The following is a 22,693-nucleotide window of genomic DNA, read 5'->3' as shown; positions in this document are numbered from 1 at the left end:
TTTTACTTTGGTGGTATAAATGATAAAAATACATGCATTAGAAGAAGTTAAAGGAAATGTAAAAGATGTTGTTGAAAAAGAATTTGAAAAATTATCTAAGGAATTAAAAGAAAAGTATAACGCTAAACTTAGATATATTGATGAAGATTTAGAAGAAAATGAAAATTTAAAGTTTTATACAAAAATTGGAGAATTTGAAATAGAGTTTAATAGTTTTAAAGATTATATAGATTTCTGTTTAAAGTATGGTGCTGATATAGAAGTTATAAAGCCAGCAAAATTAAAGCTCAAATCTAATGAAATAAATGAAGTCTTAGCCTTAGTTATAAGTTTTTTTAAAACATTTGTAGAAACCTACAAGGTTGGATTTAACGTATATATAGATGAAGAAAAAAAGAAAGAGATTAATGTAGAAGAATACAAAAAAGGAAAATATGACGAAGATGAAATAATTGATTTTGAAGATGAAGGATTTATAAGGGTTAAGGCAGTTTTTGAAGGTGTTGGAAAAAGCGAGGAAGAGGTTATAAAGGATTTGATAGCCTCTTTAGATATGGAAAATGTAATTATCAATAAAATTAAAACTCAAAATTTCAGTGATAAAAACTTTGATGGATTGATTGGAATTGACTTATTATGCAAACCTTTTGAAATGTTTGAAATAGCCTATAAATATTTACCTGTTGCAATATCGGTTCAAAAAGATGAGATTGAGTTAGATTTGGCAGATATTCAAGATATTGGGAATGAGTTGTCTGGAGCCGTGTTTGAATTAAGCCACACTGTAACTATGAAAAAGAGATAAAATAAAAATTTTGAGGTGATATTTTGCATCCTTCTTTAAAGTATATGAGAAGGGACAGATTGCCACATATTTTCTGTTCTGGTTGTGGTAATGGAATAGTTATAAACTGTTTTTTAAAGGCTATTGAAGAATTAAACATTAAGCCTGAAGACTACATAGCTATCTCTGGAATAGGTTGTTCATCAAGAATTCCAGGCTATCTGTATTGTGATTCTTTACACACAACCCATGGAAGACCTATAGCATTTGCAACCGGTGTAAAAATTGCAAGGCCAGATAAATATGTTGTTGTATTTACAGGAGATGGAGATTTAGCAGCTATTGGAGGGAATCACTTTATTCATGGATGTAGGAGAAATATAGATTTAACAGTTATCTGTATAAATAACAACATATATGGAATGACTGGAGGGCAGGTTTCTCCAACAACTCCTTATGGAAAAAAAGCTACTACAGCCCCTTATGGCTTTATAGAGAATAGTATGGATTTATGTAAATTGGCTATGTCTGCTGGAGCCACTTATGTGGCAAGATGGACAACGGCTCATCCAATTCAACTTGTTAGAGCAATTAAAAAGGGTATTCAGAAAAAAGGATTTTCTTTTATTGAAGTAGTTTCTCAATGTCCAACATACTACGGTAGATTTAATATTTCAAGAAGACCAGCAGATATGATTAAATTTTTTAAAGAAAATTCCATTCATATAAACAGAGCTAAAAACCTAAGTGAAGAAGAACTAAATGGAAAAATAATAGTTGGAGAGTTTTTAGACATTGAAAAACCAGAATTTGTTGAAGAATTAAATAAATTAATAGAAAGACTAAAAGAAAAAAATAAAGAATAACAAAAACAATAAATCAACAATTATGCATGCAATTTATTTGAATAATTTATCGTATAAATAAACTTAAATAATCTTCTAAAATTTATTATTTCCAAATTAAAAAATTAAATTGAAAGGGAGAGGGTTAGAATGAGAAAAGAGATAAGACTGTCTGGATTTGGTGGTCAAGGGATAATTTTAGCAGGAGTTATCTTAGGTAGAGCCGCATCTTTATACGATAATAAGGAGGCAGTTCAAACTCAATCTTATGGACCAGAAGCAAGAGGAGGAGCAAGTAAATCTGAGGTAGTTATAAGTGATGAGCCTATAGATTATCCAAAAGTTATAAAGCCAGACATTTTAGTATGTATGTCACAACAGGCATATGATAAATATAAAGACGACATTAAAGAAGGAGGAATTTTATTAGTTGATGAGGATTTAGTTTCTACATCTGAAAAACCAGAAGTTGATGTAAAAATTTATAAAGTTCCATTTACGAGAATTGCCTCAGAGGAGATAAAACTTCCAATAGTTGCGAATATCGTTATGTTGGGAGCATTAACTAAATTAACAAAAATTGTCTCAAAGGAGAGTATGGAAAAAGCGATTTTAGATAGTGTTCCAAAAGGAACTGAAGAAAAAAACCTTATGGCATTCAATATTGGCTATGAAAAATTGATTTAGGGATGAATAATGCCAAAAATATTATTTAATCCAGAAGTTTTAAAGCATAAACCTAAATTTTATCATGTAGAGAATCCAGAAAGAGTTAAAATAATCTTAGAAAATTTGAAATCAAAAGGATACAACGATATAATTTTGATGACTGAAAAATCCACTATTGATGAGATTTTAAAAATTCACGATAAAGAGTATGTTGAAACTATAATTAATCTAAGTAATTTAAATTTTACATACTATGATACTGACACCTATATATGTAAAGACACATTAGACGCGGCATTATCAGCATTTAAAATGTCCAAAGATGCTGTAAAGTTATCTTTAAAAAATAAAGATTTATATTTTGTTTTAACAAGACCTCCTGGACATCATGCTGGAATCTCTGGGAGGGCTTTAGGAGCTCCATCAAATGGATTCTGTATTTTTAACAATATTTGTGGTTCTGCATATTTATTAAAAAAATTTATGAAAAAAGTTATAATAATTGACTTTGATGTTCATCATGGAAATGGCACACAAGAAATTTTTTGGAATGATGAAGATATTATTCATATAGACTTTCATCAAAAAGGAATATATCCTGGAACTGGAGACATATTTGATTTAGGAGGAGATAATGCAAGAGGGACTAAAATAAATCTTCCATTTAAATCACATTCTACTGATTCTGATTATATATATGCATGGATTGAGATTGTAGATCCTATATTAAAATACTTTAAGCCAAAAATTGTTTTAGTTTCTTCTGGTTTTGATGCCTATATGAATGATGGCTTAGCATCTATTGATTTAACTGAAACATTTTATAAGTTTGCTGGCTATAAATTAAGTAAATATAGCGTTGTAAGTGTTTTAGAAGGGGGTTATGGGATTGGCTTAAAATATGGTCCAGTATCTTTTTTAGAAGGATATGAGAAATTAAATATAGAAGAAGACAAATATATATTTCCTTCCGAAGATACTAAACTAATGGTTAATACAGTCAAAAATGTTATTAGTGAATATTTGGATATTTTTTAAACCAAAACTATATTTAAGTGAGGGAAATTATGGTAAAGATAAACTACAAAAAATGTGGCTACTGTGGAGCGTGTGTAGGAGTTTGCGAACAACTGGCTATTAATTTAATAGAGCATATTATAGAGATTGATATAGAGAAGTGTAATAACTGTAATATGTGTGTAATCGTATGTCCATTAAATGCATTAGAGGGAGAATAATGATGAGAGAATTAAACGATACTTATGATGTTGTTGTAGTTGGAGCAGGACCTGGAGGATGTATGGCAAGTTATGCTTCGGCAAAGAATGGGGCTAAAACTTTGTTAATAGAGAAATCTCAAGAAATTGGAGAACCAGTAAGATGTGCTGAGGCAATTCCATCAATAGAAGAATTTGGTATAAAGCCAAAACCAGAATTTGTAAGAAATATTATTAAAGGAGGTATTTTATTTTCTCCTTCAGGAAAAAAGGTTATAGTTACTCAAGATAAAGCACAAGGATATGTCGTAGAAAGGAAAATTTTTGACAAGTATTTGGCTATAAGAGCGGCTAAAGCAGGTTCAAAAGTATCTGTTAAAACAACAGCAATAGGATTAGAAAAAGATGGGGATTATTGGAATGTTATAGTTGAATTTTTGGGAGAGGAATACTGTATAAAAACTAAAATTGTTATAGCGGCGGATGGTGTAGAGAGCAATATAGCAGAGTATGCTGGACTGAAAGCAAAAAAGAAACCTTTGGAAGTTTGTTCTTGTGCAGAATATGAAATGGCTAATGTTAAATTATTAGACAAAAATATGATGGAATTTTATTTTGGAAATGAAATATCCCCAGGAGGTTATGTTTGGATATTCCCAAAAGGAGATACTGCCAATGTTGGTTTAGGTGTGAGAGATAGAAAAAAGAAGGCAATAGATTACTTAGAAGATTTTATAGAAAATGGTATGGCAAAGGATAGATTAAAAGAAGCAACACCTATAGAATTTAAGGTAGGAGGAGCGCCAGTTTCAGGACCTATAGAAAAAACATACACTGACGGAGTTTTAGTTGTTGGTGATGCTGCTGGGCAAATAAGTCCTCTAACTGGAGGGGGGATTTATTTAGCTATGGATTGTGGATTAATAGCTGGAGAAGTTGCAAGTAAGGCAATAAAAATGAATGATTGGAGCGAGAAAATTTTAAAGGAATATGAGGATAGATGGAAAGAGAAACATTACGAGTATTTAATGAACCACTTAAAATATAGAAAAATTTTAGAAAAAATGAGTGATGATGAATTAGATGCTTTAGCAGAAGCTTTAGGAGAGAGTTTAGATGGTATAGATTTGAAAAAATTTGTTAAAAGAATAATAACTAAAAAACCTTCCCTTTTAAAATACTTTAAGGATTTGTTATAAATATTATTTTTTTGGCTTTTTAACTACTAAAACAGGACAATGAGCATTTTTAATAACTCTTTCAGCAACACTACCCAATAATATTCTTTCTAATCCAGTCTTTCCAGTCGTTCCCATAACGATTAAATCTGCCTCTTTTTTTTCAGCATATTCAACAATTTCCTTTGCAGGAACTCCCTCTATCATTTCAGTATGAACCTCTACATCGTTATCTTCTGCCATTTTTTTAATCTTTTTTAATGCCTCTTCCCCTTCTTCTCTTAACACTTCACTTATTAACTCCCAAGTACCTTCAGCAGGAATTCCGACAAATGGAGAGACATCAACTACATATATTGCATAAATTTCAGCATCAAATTTTTTAGCTATTACAATTGCGTGCTTTGCTGCTTCAATTGAAACATCTGACCCATCTGTAGGAACAACTATTTTTTTATACAAGTTTTCACCATATATTGTTTTACTTAGATTTTGTTTATTAGTTATTTTGTAATTTATGGATATAAATCTTTTACCATATTATTAATGGCTATGATGAAAAGAGGGTTATCTGAACTGTGATGAGACTTACCCGAACTGAGCCATTATTTTTTCTCTTTTTCTTTATCTAAATCCATAATTACAATTCCTTCTTTTAATTTTTCAACTTCCTCTTCACTCAATATCTCCTCCTCAACGCCTTCTCCAATAATTGCACTATGACCTAATGGGTCAATTAGTATTAAAGTTGCCTCATCTTTTCCTTCTTTTAATTTTTTTATTCTCTCTCTAATTTCCTCTGCTTTCTTTTTTTGCTCTTCTGTTTCCGCCCATCTAATTAAAGTTTGTAAGATATTATCAACTCTATTTAAAACTCCCTCTACATTACTAACAAATCCCTCAGCCAATGGGCCAGGTTTTATTTCAACTCCTAATTCAGGAATTTGTATATAGGCAGAGGAACTTCTAACAACTCTTTTATTTAAATCTTTTTCACTTTTAATTTTTAATTTATATCTTTTTGGCTCCCTAACTTCTAATGGAAACACATCGCTCCTTCTAAAATTGCATTTTTCACATATCATTGTTGTCTCCAATACAGGACCAAAGTATGGAATGTCTATTTGATGAGTTGTAATTACAAAACTTCCCTTACTCCCACATACTGGACAGTCCAATCTCTGAACATTTTGAACATTCTCCATAACTATCACCTAAGGGAACTTTTAATCAATTTGTTATATAAAATTTTCTATATGGTTTTTAGTAGATAACTTTTATATATTTCTTATGGAATAAAACTATTCGATAGCGATAATGTAATGATTAATTATGAAAAATGTAGGAAAATAATTTCCTCTATGTTAGTGAGAATATGTATAAAAAATTAGAAATCATTGAAAGAGCTATATTGTTAAATCCTCAATATATTCAAACATTCAGGGAAAAATTAAAAATTACTCAATCAAAATTGGCAAAAGAAAGTGGTATTAGTCAATCTCATCTTAGTATGTTGGAAAAAGGAAAAAGACAATCTACTAAACTTATAGCAACTGCAATAACTCTTGGCTTATTAAAATGTTTTTCCTCAAAAAATATTGAAAATCCAATAATTGAACTTTTAGACACTCTATCCCTATTAAAATTTGAAGATACATTTATTGAATTTGTCTCCGAGATAATAAATAAAGGTGAAAAAAGATATTTGAGAATTATAGATAATTATCCAGTATTGATTATAAGTAGAGAAACCCTATTAAATGAAATGAGAAATAGATTAAAAGTTATGAGCATAGAAAGTATTGGATTATCAAGAGGAAAAATAAAAGTTTTTGGCTATCATATAGACAATAAAAATGTTGAAATTATTTTGGACTGTTCAGACATTAGAAGATTAGAAAAAAAATTTATGGAAAAAACTGGAAAAAAAGTAATTATTCAAGTGTTTCCAAAAGATGAAGTTCCTCCAATCTACTCAACTAATAAAGATTGTATAATAATCCACTACTGGTGAGAAGGTGATTAATATAGTTTTCTTATATTTAATATCTTTAATAACTTCAATTGTTGTGGCATTATTCTTAAAAGTTCCTATATTACCTAAAAAAAAGCCTATTAGATTTAGTTTTGAGACATCTATAATATTCCCAACGCCTATATTGGCATTAGGAATTGAGGCAATTCTTAGGAATTTGTTTGGAAATTATATATATTTAGCTTTTATTGCTGGCTTATTTGGGGCTTTGTTGTCAAAGTATGCTCATAAGTTATTTGGTGAGGTATAATGGAAATTTTAGATATTATAAAACTTATAATTGCTGGAATTATCTGCTGGATTAACTTCGTTCTCATTGATACTTACTTTGGACTACCAGAAAAGCCTGGAGTTTTAGGGGCTAAAACAATTGGAGAAAAAATTAAAGATATTGGTGGAAATCTGAATGGAGGATACTTTATGGGTAATATTGTATGTTCTCCAGATGCTTCGGCAGGAACTTTGTTGGCTTCAATTATGAACTATCTAATGGGAGTTGAAGGTGGGTTAATAGCTGCCTTATTAGTTTGGATAGGAAATAGACTATGTGCTGACCCAGGATACGCTGGAACTACTGGTGCTTTAACTATAACTTTAATTATCTATCTTCTAAATCCTATAATTGAGGCAAAATATTTTGTTGGGGGAATGATTTTGGCAATATTTTCAATTCAAGGATTTGAGCATAAATATGCCTCTATATTACTTGGAAAAATTGCTAAAAAGATGAATAGAGGGGAATAATGGACATAATAGAAGGAGTTATTGGATTTATAGCATTGTTAATGGTTTTCAGAATATTTTTAACAAGAAGTAGAGCCAGAAAATTGTTATATTTATGCTGTTTGAGTTTCTGCATCTCTGCATTAATTGCTCTTTATGTAAAATCTCCCATGGGGGGAATAGTGGCAATAATATACTTTATATGTTCAACATTGACATCTAATGCCATAGCATACACAATAGAGCAAGTAAAAGATATAGAATAAAAATAAAGGTGAAAATTTGGAAATTTTATTAATTGTTTCAGGAGTTTGTTGTATTCTTGGAGGTTTAGGAGTTATATTGCACACAAACCCAATAAACAAGATAATAATGTTAGGCCTGTTAAATGTTGGCTTAATTGGAATGATTGTCTCATCTTACTATTTGGATATAGCGATAATATCCTCAATCTGTGAACCAATATCAACCATAATACTACTCCTTGGTTATATGAAATACTTAACAACATTAAAGAAAAAGAAAAAATATGGAAGAGAGTTGCCAATATTGTCTAAATAAAAGGGGATAGTTATGGAATATATTGAATATTTACTGTATCTTGGTTATGTATTGTTGATTATTGGAACCATTGGAGCAATTGTTGGACCTAAATCTAACGATAGATTAATCAGATTACTAAATACAGAAGTAGCCACTTTTGGAGTTTGTTTTATATTTTTGGCTTATGATGAGGCATTGGCATTAATGACATTCATAGCAGTTAATGCAATTTTAAGTTTAATCTTAGTTAGGGCAATAATTCAAAATGAGGAATATGAAAAAGAATCTGATATTGAATAATTAATTTTTAGGTGGAATAATGAAAAAACTTGGTAAAATTTGGAATTATCTCTCAAAGCCAGAAGTAGTTCCAAGGATTTTCTCTATATTTTTGGCATTAATATTTATATTTGGATTATTAACTCCTCACTACCTAAATAATAACCAACTCTATCCTAAACCAATTCCACACTCCCAAACATTAAAAACTCCTTTAGCTCCTTACGACAGAGGAGGTATTCCTTTGAAAAAACCAGCATTGATAAAGGCACAGTATCCTGAATATGCTCCAAACATTGGAAAGATAACTGCCTACTTAACGCCAATAGCGGAGTGGATAAAAAGTAAAACTTACTACTTTGGAACAACAATAGTTTCAACGCCTGGAGGAATATTGGATGAGATTCTTTACTATACGAGAGGAATGGATACAGTTCTTGAGAGTACTATACTGTTAGTATCATTTATTATATTCAGTTGGCTCTTATTCCATAAGGATTAGGTGATATTTATGGAGAATCCAGTTATTTATTTTTATAATCCAACGATATTAGTTGGATTTACCATTGGTATTTTATCATTATTTGCAATTGGTTCACAAAAAGATGACTTACATGCTTTAATATTGACAGATATAGTTGAGTGTGCTATGTTAGTAGTTATAGCAGGAGTTGGGTCTGATTTATGTGAGGCATTAATTCTGCCAGGGTTAGTTGTTAGTTTGGCTGAACTTTTAGCAGTTTCAGAAGTTTTAATAAATAGAAAATTTATAAAATCAAAAAAACCTAAGCCAAAGGTTTATAAATTGTTTGAAGAGTTCAAACTTCCAATACATACAGGAGATTTGAAATATAATATTCATATGGAAGTTTTAAAAACATCTCCTAAGTTTTTTGCATTAGTTCTTATAATTTATGGAGCAATACTAAGTGGATTTACTGGAGGGGCGGTTATAGCTACTGGACTGTTATTTTATGCTTTATCTTTAAGAGTCAGAGGATTGGAATTATCTGAAGAGTTAAAAACTCTCTGGGAGGGAATGGCTGGACTTTCAGGAATTGCGTGGAGCTTATGGATTATAGGATTTTTAGGATTCTTTCTATTTCCAAAAAAATGGCTTTTATTCTTATTAATGGCTGGTTTAGGTTTAGTTTTAAAGGTTGGCTCAAAACTTGGACTTATTGGATTCATAGGTGAGGCAAAATGATTGAAAATATTAATGGCATTTTGTTAGGAATTGTTCCATTTGGTGATATTGTCTTTAACTTCACAGAATTTTCATTTATTGGATTTATAATTGCCATAATATTTACAGTTATTGCTTATCTAACAAAACCAGAAAAGCAGTTAGAAGCACAAAAATTTAGAGTTGAGGATAAATTGGAAATTGTTACTCTTAAAGAGTTAAAGATTAGGAGGATGATGGCTATATTTTGTGGATTGGCTACTGCTGGGGCTATGGTAACCTATGATCTATTTGATTATGCATTATTCTTAACATTGGTAGGAATTGCAAACATTGGAATTATTTCTGCTGTAAAAAAAGAGCATGTTTTGAATGCAGGTTATCAGTATGGTTTAATAGCGATGATTTCTACACTTCCATTGTTTGGCTCAGCAGGGTTAATACTGGCAAAAACTGGAACTTTATCTATATTTGAGTTATCAAAGACTTCAATATCTTTATTGTTTGAAAAAATTATATTTGCCTCTGGAATGGCTGGTGAGACAGGAGTTGCTCCATTCTATGCCGCTAAGGCAGAGATGTTTAGAGCCCCTGGCTCTCCATACATTTTAATGATACACTTATCTTCACTACTGTTAATTGTAAGGACTGTCGAAATTTTATTAACAATTTAAGGTGAGAATATGGATGAGGAGAGAAAATTGGGGCTTTATTTATTGATAATAGGAATCTTATGCGTTATAGGTATGATAATTTACAATGGATTGATAGTATATATTTTGTATGTTATTGCTATTCCTTCACTACTTTATGGAATTGGCTCATTCCTAATTCCAAAAACTCGTAGAAAAGGAGCAGGAAAATTACCATTTAGAGGTTATTAAAAATAAATTAAAAATAAAAATGGTGGTGTAAAATGAGTTCCTCACTATTGGGAACATTAAACTTAACATTATTTGCATACTTAGTTGGTTCATTGTTGTTAGGATTACATAGAAAAATAATGGCGAGAATTCAAGGAAGACCAGGACCACCAATTATTCAATATCTCCTACATACCTTAAAATTCTATGTAAAGGAGATAACTTTCCCAGTCACTGCTGGAAATCCTCTATACATATTTGTAGTTTTGTTAGATGTCGCTGTATGGTTATCAGCATTAATTATAGGAATTGACCTCAAATCTTCATTATTGATTATAATAGGAATTTATGTTTTACAAAAAATAGTTGAGCATGGATGTGGTTTGTCCTCTGGATCTCCTTATGGAAAATTAGGAGGGGTAAGAAGTGTATTCTCAGCCGCGGCAGAGGTTCCCTTATTTGCAGTAGTTGCGGCTATATATTTAACAACTCACTCAGTATTAATTTCAGATATTTTAAGATATCAAGAATTACACGGCAGTTTAATCTTCCAAATGCCAATTTGTGCATTTGCCTTCTTTATATTACTTGTATCAAAATCTCCATATAGTCCATTTGGAATAGTTAAAGGTAAAGATATAGTTAGTGGATACATGACAGAGCATTATGGTTTGTTAGCATCATTGATATACATTGCTGAGTCTATTGCATATTTCGTATTATTATGGCTGTTTATAGCAATATTCATTGGGCCAGTAGTTATAAGTAATCCATTATTAACTTTGGCTGTTATGATTTTACTAACAGTAATATTGGCATTTATAAATGGTTTAACTCCTTTATTAGCCCCTCATCACTCAGTTATGCTTCAAATGACTATTGCAGGTTTGGTTTTGTGCGATGTCCTTTATAGATTATTCATAGGGGGATAAAATGAGAGGATATATTTACTTCTTTACAATTGCATGCATTATAACCATTATTTATTGCATTCTAATAACTATATTCCAGTTAAATGTTAGTTTAGATCTATTCGTATTCTTATTACTCTTAATATTAACTATATCAATCACAAATAGAAAAATAGCCCGCAAAATGGAAAATTTAGAAGTATTATTTATGCTTATAATTTTAATATTCTTTGCCTATGCGTTGTATAAACTTTACATTCCCGCATAAAGTGGTGAAATTATGGATTTATTCTATTTAAATTTAGCGATAATTTCCTTTATAATTGGCAATATTATTGGGTTAGAATACAGTTATAGAAAATACCCTAATCCCTATGTAGAAAAAAGTATTGATAAATTAGCGTTATCTTTGGCTATAATTGGAGGAATTTTGATAAACACCCCTTTATATATAATTGGAACTTTATTAATTGGCTTTCCATTAGGAATGAGACCAGGATATGGAAGAGTTGAATTAGTTGTTGGAATAATTACTGCCTTAGTAGTGAGAGGCATAATTTCATTAGTTTAATTTATTTGGTGGTAATTATGGAAGAAACATTGAATATTGACAAAAAGTATGTTGAAAATTCGTTAAAGCAGAAGATAAATGTTCTTAAAGATAATAGATTTTTAATGGATGAAGTTTTTATTCCAATATCTAAGGCGTTAAAAATTGATGTTGATGAGGTAATTGAAATATTTCTAAAAAAATTGGACTTTACTTCATGTTATGAACTACACGCCTATGCAGAACAGGCAAGAATGGGTTGTTTAGGTAGAAAGGTTGATATTGACTTAGGTTTATGTTGGCTATGTGATTTCTTTGGGTTAATTAAAAAAGAAGAGGCAGATTTAATTAGAAAAAAAGTTGTAGAACTTCATGTATTGCATAAAAAACCTTACGAAGAAGCGTTAGAAGAGGGTAGAAAATTAATTATTAAGTTGCTAAGGGAGGAATAAATATGGTAAAAAAGTTGTTTAGAAAGAGGTCAATCAATGTCTGTATTGTCAATACTGGGGGATGTAATGGATGCGACATAGAAATAGTTTCCTGTCTATCTGCGAGATATGACATAGAGCAGTATGGAATTTATGTTCATAACAATCCAAAAGAGGCAGATGTTTTGTTAGTTACTGGCCCTGTAACATTACAATGGGCTGAAAGATTGAAAGAAATTTATGAAAAAACTCCTGAACCTAAGATTGTTGTCGCAGTTGGAGCATGTGCATTGAGTGGAGGAATCTTTAAAGAGGGGCATGTAGTTGGAGGAGTTCATAAAGTTATTCCAGTAGATGCTAAAATTCCGGGATGCCCTCCAAGACCCTCTGAAATAATTGAGGCAATATTGAAAGTAGCTCCAAAGGCGTTGGGAATGAGAGAAGAGAAGTTAAAAGAGAAAAATAAATGAAAAATTATAAAAGAGTGAAATTATGGCAACAGTTCCTATTGGTCCTATTCATCCAATATTAAAAGAACCTTTAAGAATTAAATTAATATTAGAGGGAGAAAAGCCAGTTGATGCTGAAATTGAAATGGGTTATGTTCATAGAGGAATAGAAAAAATTATGGAAGGGAAACACTGTCATAAAGGAATTTATTTGGCTGAGAGAGTTTGTGGAATCTGTTCATTTATTCACACTATGACATTTGCAGAATGTATTGAGCATATTTCAAAAATAGAGATTCCTGACAAAGCAAAATATTTGAGAGTAATAGCGTGTGAATTGGAAAGAATTCATAGCCATTTAATTGCTTCAGCAGTTTATAACTTATCAATAGAGCATGAAACTCTTGGAATATGGCTTTTAAATGTCAGAGAAATAATTATGGATTTAATAGAGATGATTACTGGAAATAGAATTAATATGGGTTATATTGTAATAGGAGGAGTTAGAAGAGACATAAATAGAGAGATGATTGATGAAATAAATAAAAAACTCGACATTTTGCTTGAAGAACTTAAAAATATTATTGAAGTGTTTGAAACTGGTCCATTAATAGCTTTAAGGAGCAAAGGGATTGCTATCCTACCTTATCACGAAATTATGAGAACGAGGGCTGTTGGACCAGTATGTAGAGGCTCTGGGCTTCCAGAGAGTGATTGGAGATTGAGACATTCAACATACCAAGAACTTAAATTTAAGCCAGTTTGGAGAAAAGAGGGAGATAACTTTGCAAGAATGATGGTTAGGCATGAGGAAATCTTAGAGAGTGTTAGATTAATTAGAAAATGTTTAGAATTGTATGAAGAGAGTCAAGGAGATATTAGAGTTAAGGTAGATATAAAAGGAGGTAAGGGTGAGTGGAGAAACGAAGCTCCAAGAGGAGAGCTATTATATAAAATGGAAATTTCTGATGGAGGGATTATAAAAAGAATAATGATCAGAACTCCAACTGTAATGAACTTAGAGGCATATAAGTATATGTTAAAAACCTGCCCAACAGTCTCTGATGCAATATCTGCCTATGCCAGTATAGATCCCTGCATCTCATGTACTGAAAGAACTATAATTGCTGTAAAAGATGGTAAGGAAGTTCCTATAAAATTTGGGCATATTTAGGGTGGTATTTATGGCATCCTCTTTATGGTATCTTTATGAATTTGTTAAAAAAAGATGGATTAAAAATTTTATTAATGCCAAGGCAAATAAAAGTTCTTATATTCCACCAGAAAGGTATAGAAAAGTTCCTCCTATTGTTAAATTTCCTGAGAGATGTATATCTTGCGAAGGATGTAAAGAAAGTTGTCCTGCCTTTGCAATTGAATTAATTTACAATGAAAATTATAACAAAAAAATTCCAAAAATTGATGAAAACTCATGTATTGCCTGTGCCAACTGTGTCGAAGTTTGTCCTACTGGTGTCTTAGAGATAGATAAGCATAGAGTTGAAACTGAGGGATTGTTTTATAGCAAGCCAAAGTATCACAATCTTATTATAGATGAGGAAACCTGCGTAAGATGTGGAAACTGTAAGAGAGTTTGCCCAATAAATATTATTGACATTAAGGATGGAAAGTATGTAATTGATATTGACTTATGTATTTCCTGTAAAGAGTGTATAAAAGCGTGTCCAATAGAAAATGCCATAATAGTCGTTGATGAGAAAAAACTAAAAGAAAAGATTGAAAAGGCATTTGAACTAAAAAATAAAAAGATTACTAATAGATTGGAAGTAGAGGAAAATAAAATTGAGGATATTCCTCACATAGTTAATAGTTTGTGTATAACCTGCGGAATTTGTAAGGATGTGTGTGTGGGGGAGATTGATTTAGTAGAAAAAAAAGTAGTCAATTGTGTAAAATGTGGTTTATGTATTGAAGTTTGTCCAACAACAGCAATAAGATTAAAAGTTCCAATAATTCCAAAGAGGAGAGATATTTGCTATATTATTGATGAAGATTTATGTATTGGTTGTAGAATTTGTCAGAAAGTTTGTAAGGTTGATGCAATTAAAATCAGTAAAGAGACAAAACTTCCATACATTGTTCCAGAATTGTGCGTTAGTTGTGGAGTTTGTGAGAGAGAGTGTCCAGTCAATGCTATAAAACCAGTTAAACCTGAGGAAGCTAAGGAAGCTGTTAAAGTTAGAATAATAGAGGATGAAATAATTGAGAAAATTGAAAATGATTTAATTAACTACACTAAGAAGTATGGAAAGGTTTTAGAAGAGATTGAAAAATTAGCAATTAATAAACTGAAAGAGGAATTAAGAAAGAAAGTTTATGAAGAAAATAAGAGGATAAAGGAACTTAAGAGGGAGTTTTATGATAAAAGGAATAATATCTAAACACTTAGAATTAGAAGATAAAAATATTAAAATACTCCCAAAATTTAATTTAATTTTTAACAAGAGGGAAATTATCGTTAAAGAGGATAGATGTATAAATTGTGGGAAATGTATAGAGGTTTGCCCAGTTAATGCCATATCTTATGATAAAAGTGGCCTATTTATAAAAATTGATAGGGAAAAATGTATTTTCTGTGGAAAGTGTAAAAAAGTTTGCCCAACTGATGCCATTGTAATAATAAAATTAAGATGCGAAATTAACGAAACTGCAAAAATTGTTGAAATAAACAAATATGAATTTATTGAGTATATTAAAGAAAGATGCGCCTCCTGTTTAGTATGCCTAAGAAATTGCCCATACAATGCTATTGAAGAGTATGGACCCAAAATAAGGATTGATATAAATAAATGTGAGCTATGTGGAAGATGTGAAGAACTGTGTCCTCTTAATGCTATTATATTGAGATAATTTATAGGTGGTTAGATTGATTGAAATAAAAAAATCTTTAAATGAAATTTTATCAAAGATGGATGGAGATAAAGAGTATATTAGTGAAGTGGCTCACAAAATAAAGCCAATATCTTACAAATCACTATATGTCAATGAAAGTAAATGCGTTAGATGTAATCTATGCTATAAAGAGTGTCCAGTAAATGCAATAGAAAAGGCTAAAATTAGAAAGTCTGTAAAAATTATTGATGAGAAATGTGTTAAATGTGAAATCTGTGCTCAAACATGTCCAGTTGGGGCTATATATGTAATAGATGGAAAAGCTGAGATTAAAGATAGAGAAATACATTATGTAATAAAAGAAAAAACCATTCCCCATAGAAAAATTAGACTAAAAAATTATTACATAGATAAAGATAAATGTGTAAAATGTGGAATTTGTGCAAGATACTGTCCAACTGGGGCTATAAAGGTTGAGATAAGGAAGAGTATAGAGATTAATTTAGATTTATGTATGGGTTGTGGAGCTTGTATGGAAGTGTGTCCAAAAAAATGTATAAAGGTAGAAAATGAGATAGGGGAAGTTATAAAAACAAAAGACATTGAAGTTAATAAAAACTTATGTGTGGGTTGTTTTGTCTGTGTTGAAGAGTGTCCAGTCAATGCTATTGAAGAAGAAGGAGGTAAAGTTAAGATCATTAAGGATAAATGCATATTATGTGGAAAATGTGTAAAGGTTTGTCCAGTCAATGCTATAAAGATGGAAGAGAAAAAATAAATAAAAAAATTATTTTTTACCCAATAAAGCCATTTTTGCAAGTAAAGAACTTAGCTGAATTCGTTCATTAGCTCCTTCTACTATTCTAAAGTCAGTTTCTCCAATGTAATCTGCCAATTCAACCTTTTTTCTTTCATCAATGTTTAAATTATTTATCTCTCTAAACATCTGATTTAATATATCTTCCCCACTCATTCCCCACTCAACCATAAGTTTATATAATAAATCTCTCGCCTCCATAAATTTGCCTTCTAACGCCAATTCCATCATTTTTTTAACTTCCTCAGGTCTTGCTCTTGAAGATACTTTATAGATAATTTCATCATCTATAACATTGCTTAACGCAGCAGCAGTTTGTAATACATTTATAGCCTTTCTTAAATCTCCTTCACTAACATAGATTATTGCGTCTAATCCACTCTCAGTTAATTTTAAATTCTCCTTTTCAGCAATCTCCTTTAATTTTTTTGCAATATCTTCTTTTTTAAGTGGAGAGAACCTGAAAACTGCACACCTTGATTGAATTGGAGGAATAATTTTACTTGGATAATTACAGGATAGTATAAACCTACAAACATTTGAGTATTTCTCCATAATTCTTCTTAAAGCGTTTTGAGCATCTGCTGTTAAAGCATCACTTTCATCTAAGAATATTATCTTAAATGGTATGTCTCCGATTGGCTTAGTTCTTGCAAATTCTTTTACTTTTGTCCTGATAACATCTATCCCTCTCTCATCAGAGTTATGTAATAAAATTGGGACATTTCCAGCAAAGAACATTTCATTATTTGGGACACTAACATCATATACATAGTCGTTATAATCAATAATTTCAATTTTTTTAACTTTTAATGCATGTAAATCAGTATAAGCCAATTTATGTAATAGATAGTATATGTTTAATTCTTCTTCGCTTAATTCTTCCTTATTTATCATTTTTAGGATTTCTCTAATTAATATCTTAGAAACTCTCTCTTTTTTCTCATAAAGTTGATGCCTTAAAACATATCTCCAATTTCCATTTATTTTATCTTCAATTTTTTTCAGCAATTTTATAATTATATTTGCTGGCAATAAATCACTTTTCTTCAAATTGTTCTTTAATATAATCTTATTCATATAGCTTTCAAATCCAGAAATTCTTGATAACCAAACTATATCAATACTCAAATCTTTTGAAATTGTAGGAACTTTAATTATATCTAATTTTCCCTTACAGTCAAATAACTCTTTTAAGTATTTTATTCTTTTATCAATTGGCATTTGATAAATAATGTCTGAAATTCTTTTATTTTTAGTTATTAGAGTTGAAATATTACTATTTATATTTTCCAAATCTCCCTCAATATTTGCAGTAAAACTCAATAAAAAGTCACCTACTTTGATATCACTTGCTTTTTTAGTTATTAATCCATTTTCACTAAGCATCATTATAGCATGGTTTCCAGTTAATTCTAAAACTGCTCCTCCTTCGAGATAAACTTTCAATATTTTTTCCACTTTATGCCTTATTATCTTTGAGACCTTTGCCCATCTTACTTTATAATTATCATCAACGGTTAAAACTTCTAAGTTATTCACATCTTTATATTCCTCATCTTCCTCTTTGAAATAAATTTTATCCAACTCTGCAAAGGTTGTTCTTTTAGTTACTCCATTAATTTTTACCAATATTGGAGTATCCTTAGAAACAGATGCATTGAGCTCTAAAAAGTTCTCCCTCCAATTTTCTCCAAATAAATCTCTTGCTAAACATAAAGCCGCGGTTGTATTATGCAATATAGTTGGTAAATTACCTCCAACAAAGTTGTGATATTTTGGAACATGTAAATCATAGATTATAAAGTCTCCATATAATTGCTCAATTTCAACAATTTCATCCCAATAGATTTCATTAGATACTAAGAATAATAAATATCCTATACAATCTAACAATTTGTTATCTCTAATTTTATCTAAATCTCTAATTTTATCTAACTGGTTATATATCCTATTTAAAATAGCATTACACAATTTTCTACATTCATTATAGCCTAAAATATTGCTTTTTAATTTAACATTTTTAATTCCCAACTTTTCACAGATATAATTTATTTTTTCTACATCTACAATTATTTTATCAGAAATTTCTTCGGAAATTATTATTTTATAAATATTATTTACTTTTTCCAATTTAACGATAACACCATATTTTAATAGTGCATAACTTAATTCTTCTGCAAAATCTTTATTTGTTGTAGGTAATATTATTTTATTATCCTTTTTGATTCCGTCACATTCAATATAAGCATCTAAAAATACTTTTAAAGCATCACTATTCATAACATTATTTGGAATCCTTTTATTGGCTAAATTATATTTTTTAATTACTTCTAATGCCTCTTTTGAAATTATTGTTATACAATTATCTTCCTCTATTATCTTAGCATCCTTAAATAAACTTTTTGTAAGTTCTAAGAACTTATTTATAATTTTTTTATCATTGTGGGTGAAGATAATCTTATCATCTTTAATATATCCTTCTGCTACATAATAGGCAATCCATCTAACTAAATCAATGTTTTCATTATCTTTATTATTATCAAAAACTACATATCTTGGTGTTGCTAACTTATCTCCAACCTTTAAATTTTCTGCCTTTTCCCATTTTATTTCTCCATTTTTGTTGTTTATTAGTAGAGGATGGTAGGTTGTTACTTTTAATTCTCTACCCATCTTAGTTTTTATTTTTATTAAAGCATTGGTTTTATCTTTATACACATACTGCACATTAAATTCTCTAACTTTTCCTTCTTCATCAACTCCTAAAACTTTTATATTATTAGATAAAGTTGCTCCAAATTTTCCATTGCTTATTTCATCAACAACTTCTCCAATCTCTCTAATCTCCCCATTTACAATAACTTTTGTATCTCCTGTTAAGCACTTTCCAACTCCTGGTGGTCCGCTAAACAAAAGATGGGGCATGCTCTTTTTTTCAACATATTTTTTTAATCTCTTTACTATTTCCTCTTGTCCAACAATCTCATCCAAAGTTTTTGGTCTATACTTTTCTACCCATGGCTCGTCCATAGTTTCACCATTTAAATTTATTTTAATTATTAGTTAAATGTTGATTCTATAATTTATATTTATTGTTGTTATTTTTATCTTATTTTAATTCATGCTCTAAAATTTCTCCAAATCTTGATTTAACAATATCCCTTTTACCTAAAACTTTAGCATGAGCGTCAAATTCAACGATTGCATAGTCATAAAGTTCTTTTATAGGATAGTATGTCCTCGGACCATCACTTATAGCTATTTTAATAATATCCTTTTTTAAATTTTCAATTGGTAAGGCATGAGGAACTCCAGAAACTACTATTAAATCAATATCATCTAAGTTATTTAATATCTCAACAACTTTTTCTCCAGTTATTGGATACTCATCTAATCCACCAGTAATATAATCTGGAGTGAATCTTTTTAATATATTTTTTGCATCATTTCTAATTTTTTTAAGCCCCTTATTTTCATCTAAGTTTGCAATATTTACGCAGTTAAAATATTTATTTAACACAATTAGAGGATGGACAAATAAATAGGCAGTCTCTTTTTTAGCATTTAATACACAAGCTATTTTTGTATCTTTATTTTTCATAGATTTTAATAAATTAATAACTTCCTCAGTATCATCTTCATACGTTGGTTTTATATACTCTCTCTTAGCCATTCCTCTACTTTTTTCAATTTCTGTTGCTTTTTTTAATAAATATTTCTGCCTTTTAAATTCATCCTCATCGATTATTCCTAATTTTAGGGCAGATTCCATTGCCTTTATAGCCCCAACAGTATTATCTCCAAAACCACTATGAACTTCTACAGGAATTACTGTTGCCTTTTCATAGTTGGCAAATTCCTCCAAGTTTTCTCCAATAATCATACTAACACAAGTCCCCACAATACCAATTAAAGGCTTTTCTTTATTTAACTTATTTTTTAAGTATTCTACTGCATAATCTAAAACCTCTTTTAAATTTTCAGAAGCACCAAAAACAATGGCATTTTCATCTATGTTACTTGTAAATACTCTAACGCCATCTAACTCTAACAGCCTCGCAGTTCTAAAACAACATCCACTTGGTCCGTGTATAATTATAGCATCAACTCCAATGTCTCTAAGTTGATACATAGCCGCAGCAATAGGAGAAGGTCTCGGATGTATTATCATGCATTCACCTCAATATACAGTATTATATAAATATCGTTTTTAATATAAATTAGGTTGTATTATTAAATAATTTTTCAAATAATTTTAATTGGTGGGATTCGTGGGAAAAAAAATTGTAGGAATTTTAGATGGAGATAGAGTATTAATTTTTGATAAAAATGGCATATCTAAACTATCATCGAGGCAGTATGGAAATGTTGAGGGAAATTTTTTAATACTGTCATTAGTTGAGGCATTATATTTAATAAATTTGGGATGGTTAGTAGTTAAAGATAGGGATAAAAATATAATGAGTTTTGAAGAACTGTATGAATATGCAAAAAACATTGAAGAGAGATTATGCCTAAAATATTTAGTTTATAAGGATTTAAGAATAAGGGGTTATATTGTAAAAACTGGCTTAAAGTATGGAGCAGATTTTAGACTCTATGAAAAGGGAGCAAATATTGAAAAAGAGCATTCAGTTTATTTAGTTAAAGTTTTTACTGAAGATTCTTCCATACTATTAAATGAACTAACTGGATTTGTTAGAGTTGCCCATTCAGTTAGAAAAAAACTTCTCATAGCAATAGTAGATGCAGATGGGGATATTGTCTATTACAAGATGGATTTTGTAAAACCATAAAAATTATAAAAATTTTGAGGGATAAAAATGGTAATCTTAAAACCAGAAAATGAAAGAAAACTAATAATTGATATTTTAAAAAAATTTGGAGTTCCAGAAGAAGATGCTAAAATAACTGCAGATGTTTTTGTTGATGCAGATTTAAAAGGATTTACATCTCACGGAATTGGGAGGTTTCCACAGTATATAACTGCTTTAAAGTTGGGAAACATAAATCCAAAGCCTAATATTAAAATAATTAAAGAAAGTCCATCTACGGCAGTTGTAGATGGAGATTTTGGATTAGGACAAGTAGTAGGTAAAAAAGCTATGGAATTAGCTATAGAAAAAGCAAAAAATGTTGGAGTTGGAGTAGTAGCAACAAAAAATGCTAATCATTTTGGAATTGCTGGCTATTATTCAGAGTTAGCTATGAATCAAGATATGATTGGGATAACTATAACAAATACAGAACCAGCAATGGCTCCTTTTGGTGGAAAAGAGAAAATTTTAGGAACAAATCCTATAGCAATTGCATTTAAAGGAAATAAATATAAATTTTCATTAGATATGGCTACTGCATCAATAGCAAGAGGTAAAATTTTAGAGGCATTAAGAAAAAATATAAAGATTCCAGAAGGTTGTGCAGTAGATAAAGATGGAAAGATAACAACAGATCCAGCCAAAGCATTAGAAGGATGTATATTACCATTTGGAGGTCCTAAAGGTTTTGGTTTAGCATTAGCTATTGAGATGTTGTCAGCTATTGGTGGGGCAGAGGTTGGAACTAAAGTTAGAGGAACGGCAAATCCTTATGAAAAATGCAGTAAAGGAGATCTATTTATAGTCATTAATCCAGAGTTTTTTGTTGGAAAGGAGGAGTTTAAGAAAAAAGTAGATGAGTTGTTAGAAGAGATTAAAACATCAGAGCCAGCAGAAGGTTTTGAAATATTAATTCCTGGGGAGATAGAGGAGAGAAATAAAATGAAAAGAAAGAATGGATTTGAGATTGATGAAAACTTATACAATCAACTAAAAGAAATTTGCGATGAGTTAGGATTGAATATTAAAGATTATATTGAATAAAAGATTAAATGGTGGAAAAAATGTTAATAAAAGAGGTTATGAAAAAACCCATTGTAGTTTATGATGACGACGATTTAAGTAATGTAATAAAATTATTTAGAGAGAAAAAAATTAGTGGGGCTCCAGTATTAAACAAAAATGGAGAGTTAGTTGGAATAATCTCTGAAAGTGATATTGTAAAAACCATTGTTACACATAATGAGGATTTAAACCTTATTTTACCTTCACCATTGGATTTAATAGAGTTGCCATTAAAAACAGCATTGAAGATTGAGGAGTTTAAGGAAGATTTAAAAAAGGCATTAAAAACAAAGGTTAAAGATGTGATGACGAAGAATGTTATAGTTGTAAAACCTGAGATGACAATTAACGATGCGGCAAAATTAATGGTTGAGCATAAAATTAAAAGATTACCTGTTGTAGATGATGAAGGTAATTTAGTTGGAATAATTACAAGAGGAGATTTAATAGAAGCGTTAATTTAATTTTTATATTA

32 protein-coding genes are annotated in these 22,693 nt (G+C 30.1%); 28 read left to right on the top strand and 4 right to left on the bottom strand.

Going from position 1 to position 22,693, the window contains the following annotated elements:
- The first annotated feature begins 19 nt into the window (after window positions 1-19).
- The 6 genes from KMP69_RS03365 to KMP69_RS03340 all read left to right on the top strand — a co-directional run bounded on the left by KMP69_RS03365 (window position 20) and on the right by KMP69_RS03340 (window position 4,714).
- Window positions 20-805 (top strand): hypothetical protein, encoded by a 786-nt coding sequence (locus KMP69_RS03365; RefSeq protein ID WP_214400528.1) that lies wholly within the window; start codon window positions 20-22, stop codon window positions 803-805.
- Between the two features lie 23 nt (window positions 806-828).
- Window positions 829-1,650, top strand: a complete 822-nt coding sequence (locus tag KMP69_RS03360; protein WP_214400527.1) for a 2-oxoacid:ferredoxin oxidoreductase subunit beta — start codon at window positions 829-831, stop codon at window positions 1,648-1,650.
- A gap of 129 nt (window positions 1,651-1,779) precedes the next feature.
- The gene (locus KMP69_RS03355) at window positions 1,780-2,316 is read left to right on the top strand and encodes a 2-oxoacid:ferredoxin oxidoreductase subunit gamma (protein ID WP_214400526.1); all 537 of its coding nucleotides are present in this window, start codon (window positions 1,780-1,782) and stop codon (window positions 2,314-2,316) included.
- Between the two features lie 9 nt (window positions 2,317-2,325).
- Window positions 2,326-3,336: a histone deacetylase family protein gene (locus tag KMP69_RS03350; RefSeq protein ID WP_214400525.1), complete on the top strand. Its 1,011-nt coding sequence runs from the start codon at window positions 2,326-2,328 to the stop codon at window positions 3,334-3,336.
- Window positions 3,337-3,365: 29 nt separating this feature from the next.
- Complete coding sequence (locus KMP69_RS03345) at window positions 3,366-3,536, top strand: 4Fe-4S binding protein (protein ID WP_214400524.1); 171 nt, start codon at window positions 3,366-3,368, stop codon at window positions 3,534-3,536.
- Between the two features lie 2 nt (window positions 3,537-3,538).
- The gene (locus KMP69_RS03340) at window positions 3,539-4,714 is read left to right on the top strand and encodes an NAD(P)/FAD-dependent oxidoreductase (RefSeq protein WP_214400740.1); all 1,176 of its coding nucleotides are present in this window, start codon (window positions 3,539-3,541) and stop codon (window positions 4,712-4,714) included.
- Window positions 4,715-4,717: 3 nt separating this feature from the next.
- Here KMP69_RS03340 and KMP69_RS03335 read toward each other — a convergent pair whose 3' ends face one another.
- Both KMP69_RS03335 and KMP69_RS03330 read right to left on the bottom strand, forming a co-directional pair.
- The gene (locus KMP69_RS03335; protein ID WP_214400523.1) at window positions 4,718-5,155 is read right to left on the bottom strand and encodes a universal stress protein; all 438 of its coding nucleotides are present in this window, start codon (window positions 5,153-5,155) and stop codon (window positions 4,718-4,720) included.
- Between the two features lie 143 nt (window positions 5,156-5,298).
- A complete protein-coding gene (locus tag KMP69_RS03330) occupies window positions 5,299-5,898 on the bottom strand; it encodes a ZPR1 zinc finger domain-containing protein (RefSeq protein ID WP_214400522.1) in 600 nt (199 codons plus the stop codon).
- Between the two features lie 170 nt (window positions 5,899-6,068).
- On the opposite strand from KMP69_RS03330, the gene KMP69_RS03325 reads away from it, so the two are divergent.
- Genes KMP69_RS03325 through KMP69_RS03235 form a run of 19 tightly spaced genes read left to right on the top strand, consistent with a single transcriptional unit; the run spans window position 6,069 to window position 16,294 of the window.
- Window positions 6,069-6,707, top strand: a complete 639-nt coding sequence (locus KMP69_RS03325; protein ID WP_214400521.1) for a helix-turn-helix domain-containing protein — start codon at window positions 6,069-6,071, stop codon at window positions 6,705-6,707.
- 4 nt (window positions 6,708-6,711) lie between these two features.
- On the top strand, window positions 6,712-6,978 hold the full coding sequence (ehaA, locus tag KMP69_RS03320) for an energy-converting NiFe hydrogenase A subunit EhaA (protein ID WP_250543630.1): 267 nt from the start codon (window positions 6,712-6,714) through the stop codon (window positions 6,976-6,978).
- Complete coding sequence (locus KMP69_RS03315; RefSeq protein ID WP_214400520.1) at window positions 6,978-7,472, top strand: hypothetical protein; 495 nt, start codon at window positions 6,978-6,980, stop codon at window positions 7,470-7,472. Before ehaA ends, KMP69_RS03315 begins: the two co-directional genes overlap by 1 nt.
- Complete coding sequence (locus KMP69_RS03310) at window positions 7,472-7,717, top strand: DUF2109 domain-containing protein (RefSeq protein WP_214400519.1); 246 nt, start codon at window positions 7,472-7,474, stop codon at window positions 7,715-7,717. Before KMP69_RS03315 ends, KMP69_RS03310 begins: the two co-directional genes overlap by 1 nt.
- Window positions 7,718-7,733: 16 nt before the next feature.
- Window positions 7,734-8,012: a DUF2108 domain-containing protein gene (locus KMP69_RS03305; protein ID WP_214400518.1), complete on the top strand. Its 279-nt coding sequence runs from the start codon at window positions 7,734-7,736 to the stop codon at window positions 8,010-8,012.
- 12 nt (window positions 8,013-8,024) lie between these two features.
- A complete protein-coding gene (locus KMP69_RS03300) occupies window positions 8,025-8,294 on the top strand; it encodes an EhaE family protein (RefSeq protein WP_214400517.1) in 270 nt (89 codons plus the stop codon).
- Window positions 8,295-8,313: 19 nt separating this feature from the next.
- A complete protein-coding gene (locus KMP69_RS03295; protein WP_214400516.1) occupies window positions 8,314-8,775 on the top strand; it encodes an EhaF family protein in 462 nt (153 codons plus the stop codon).
- Between the two features lie 9 nt (window positions 8,776-8,784).
- The gene (locus KMP69_RS03290; RefSeq protein ID WP_214400515.1) at window positions 8,785-9,480 is read left to right on the top strand and encodes an EhaG family protein; all 696 of its coding nucleotides are present in this window, start codon (window positions 8,785-8,787) and stop codon (window positions 9,478-9,480) included.
- The gene (locus tag KMP69_RS03285; RefSeq protein WP_214400514.1) at window positions 9,477-10,133 is read left to right on the top strand and encodes a proton-conducting transporter transmembrane domain-containing protein; all 657 of its coding nucleotides are present in this window, start codon (window positions 9,477-9,479) and stop codon (window positions 10,131-10,133) included. The genes KMP69_RS03290 and KMP69_RS03285 overlap by 4 nt, the downstream gene beginning before the upstream one ends.
- A gap of 9 nt (window positions 10,134-10,142) precedes the next feature.
- On the top strand, window positions 10,143-10,343 hold the full coding sequence (locus tag KMP69_RS03280; protein ID WP_214400513.1) for a hypothetical protein: 201 nt from the start codon (window positions 10,143-10,145) through the stop codon (window positions 10,341-10,343).
- Between the two features lie 32 nt (window positions 10,344-10,375).
- Window positions 10,376-11,254: a respiratory chain complex I subunit 1 family protein gene (locus tag KMP69_RS03275; RefSeq protein ID WP_214400512.1), complete on the top strand. Its 879-nt coding sequence runs from the start codon at window positions 10,376-10,378 to the stop codon at window positions 11,252-11,254.
- A 1-nt stretch (window position 11,255) separates the two neighbouring features.
- Window positions 11,256-11,501, top strand: coding sequence for a hypothetical protein (locus KMP69_RS03270; protein ID WP_214400511.1), 246 nt, complete (start codon window positions 11,256-11,258; stop codon window positions 11,499-11,501).
- 12 nt (window positions 11,502-11,513) lie between these two features.
- On the top strand, window positions 11,514-11,804 hold the full coding sequence (locus KMP69_RS03265; protein WP_214400510.1) for an energy-converting hydrogenase subunit EhaL family protein: 291 nt from the start codon (window positions 11,514-11,516) through the stop codon (window positions 11,802-11,804).
- Between the two features lie 17 nt (window positions 11,805-11,821).
- Window positions 11,822-12,235 carry a DUF1959 domain-containing protein gene (locus KMP69_RS03260; RefSeq protein ID WP_214400509.1) on the top strand — a complete coding sequence of 138 codons (414 nt, stop codon included), beginning with the start codon at window positions 11,822-11,824 and terminating at the stop codon, window positions 12,233-12,235.
- A 2-nt stretch (window positions 12,236-12,237) separates the two neighbouring features.
- Window positions 12,238-12,684 carry an NADH-quinone oxidoreductase subunit B family protein gene (locus KMP69_RS03255; protein ID WP_214400508.1) on the top strand — a complete coding sequence of 149 codons (447 nt, stop codon included), beginning with the start codon at window positions 12,238-12,240 and terminating at the stop codon, window positions 12,682-12,684.
- A gap of 22 nt (window positions 12,685-12,706) precedes the next feature.
- Window positions 12,707-13,837, top strand: a complete 1,131-nt coding sequence (locus KMP69_RS03250) for a hydrogenase large subunit (protein WP_214400507.1) — start codon at window positions 12,707-12,709, stop codon at window positions 13,835-13,837.
- Between the two features lie 10 nt (window positions 13,838-13,847).
- Window positions 13,848-15,065, top strand: a complete 1,218-nt coding sequence (locus KMP69_RS03245; RefSeq protein ID WP_214400506.1) for a 4Fe-4S binding protein — start codon at window positions 13,848-13,850, stop codon at window positions 15,063-15,065.
- Window positions 15,043-15,534, top strand: a complete 492-nt coding sequence (locus KMP69_RS03240) for a 4Fe-4S binding protein (RefSeq protein ID WP_214400505.1) — start codon at window positions 15,043-15,045, stop codon at window positions 15,532-15,534. Before KMP69_RS03245 ends, KMP69_RS03240 begins: the two co-directional genes overlap by 23 nt.
- A gap of 58 nt (window positions 15,535-15,592) precedes the next feature.
- The gene (locus KMP69_RS03235; protein ID WP_214400738.1) at window positions 15,593-16,294 is read left to right on the top strand and encodes a 4Fe-4S binding protein; all 702 of its coding nucleotides are present in this window, start codon (window positions 15,593-15,595) and stop codon (window positions 16,292-16,294) included.
- Between the two features lie 9 nt (window positions 16,295-16,303).
- Here the strand turns inward: KMP69_RS03235 and KMP69_RS08220 are convergent, their stop codons facing one another.
- Together KMP69_RS08220 and cfbD are read right to left on the bottom strand one after the other, a co-directional pair.
- Window positions 16,304-19,366, bottom strand: coding sequence for a replication factor C small subunit (locus KMP69_RS08220; RefSeq protein WP_214400504.1), 3,063 nt, complete (start codon window positions 19,364-19,366; stop codon window positions 16,304-16,306).
- A gap of 79 nt (window positions 19,367-19,445) precedes the next feature.
- Entirely contained in the window at window positions 19,446-20,507 is a 1,062-nt protein-coding gene (cfbD, locus tag KMP69_RS03225; RefSeq protein WP_214400503.1) for a Ni-sirohydrochlorin a,c-diamide reductive cyclase catalytic subunit, read from the bottom strand.
- A gap of 100 nt (window positions 20,508-20,607) precedes the next feature.
- Between cfbD and endA the strand changes: the two genes are divergently transcribed.
- From endA to KMP69_RS03210, 3 genes are read left to right on the top strand one after another with little or no spacing between them, the layout of a single operon-like run.
- Window positions 20,608-21,132, top strand: a complete 525-nt coding sequence (gene endA / locus KMP69_RS03220; protein WP_214400502.1) for a tRNA-intron lyase — start codon at window positions 20,608-20,610, stop codon at window positions 21,130-21,132.
- Between the two features lie 27 nt (window positions 21,133-21,159).
- Window positions 21,160-22,197: an L-sulfolactate dehydrogenase gene (comC, locus tag KMP69_RS03215; protein ID WP_214400501.1), complete on the top strand. Its 1,038-nt coding sequence runs from the start codon at window positions 21,160-21,162 to the stop codon at window positions 22,195-22,197.
- Between the two features lie 20 nt (window positions 22,198-22,217).
- Window positions 22,218-22,682, top strand: coding sequence for a CBS domain-containing protein (locus KMP69_RS03210; RefSeq protein WP_214400500.1), 465 nt, complete (start codon window positions 22,218-22,220; stop codon window positions 22,680-22,682).
- Window positions 22,683-22,693: the final 11 nt, after the last annotated feature.

The sequence above is a fragment of the Methanocaldococcus lauensis genome, assembly GCF_902827225.1.
In the GTDB taxonomy this organism is placed as follows: domain Archaea; phylum AGJL01; class Methanococci; order Methanococcales; family Methanocaldococcaceae; genus Methanocaldococcus; species Methanocaldococcus lauensis.
This window is presented reverse-complemented; position numbering and strand designations above follow the sequence as displayed.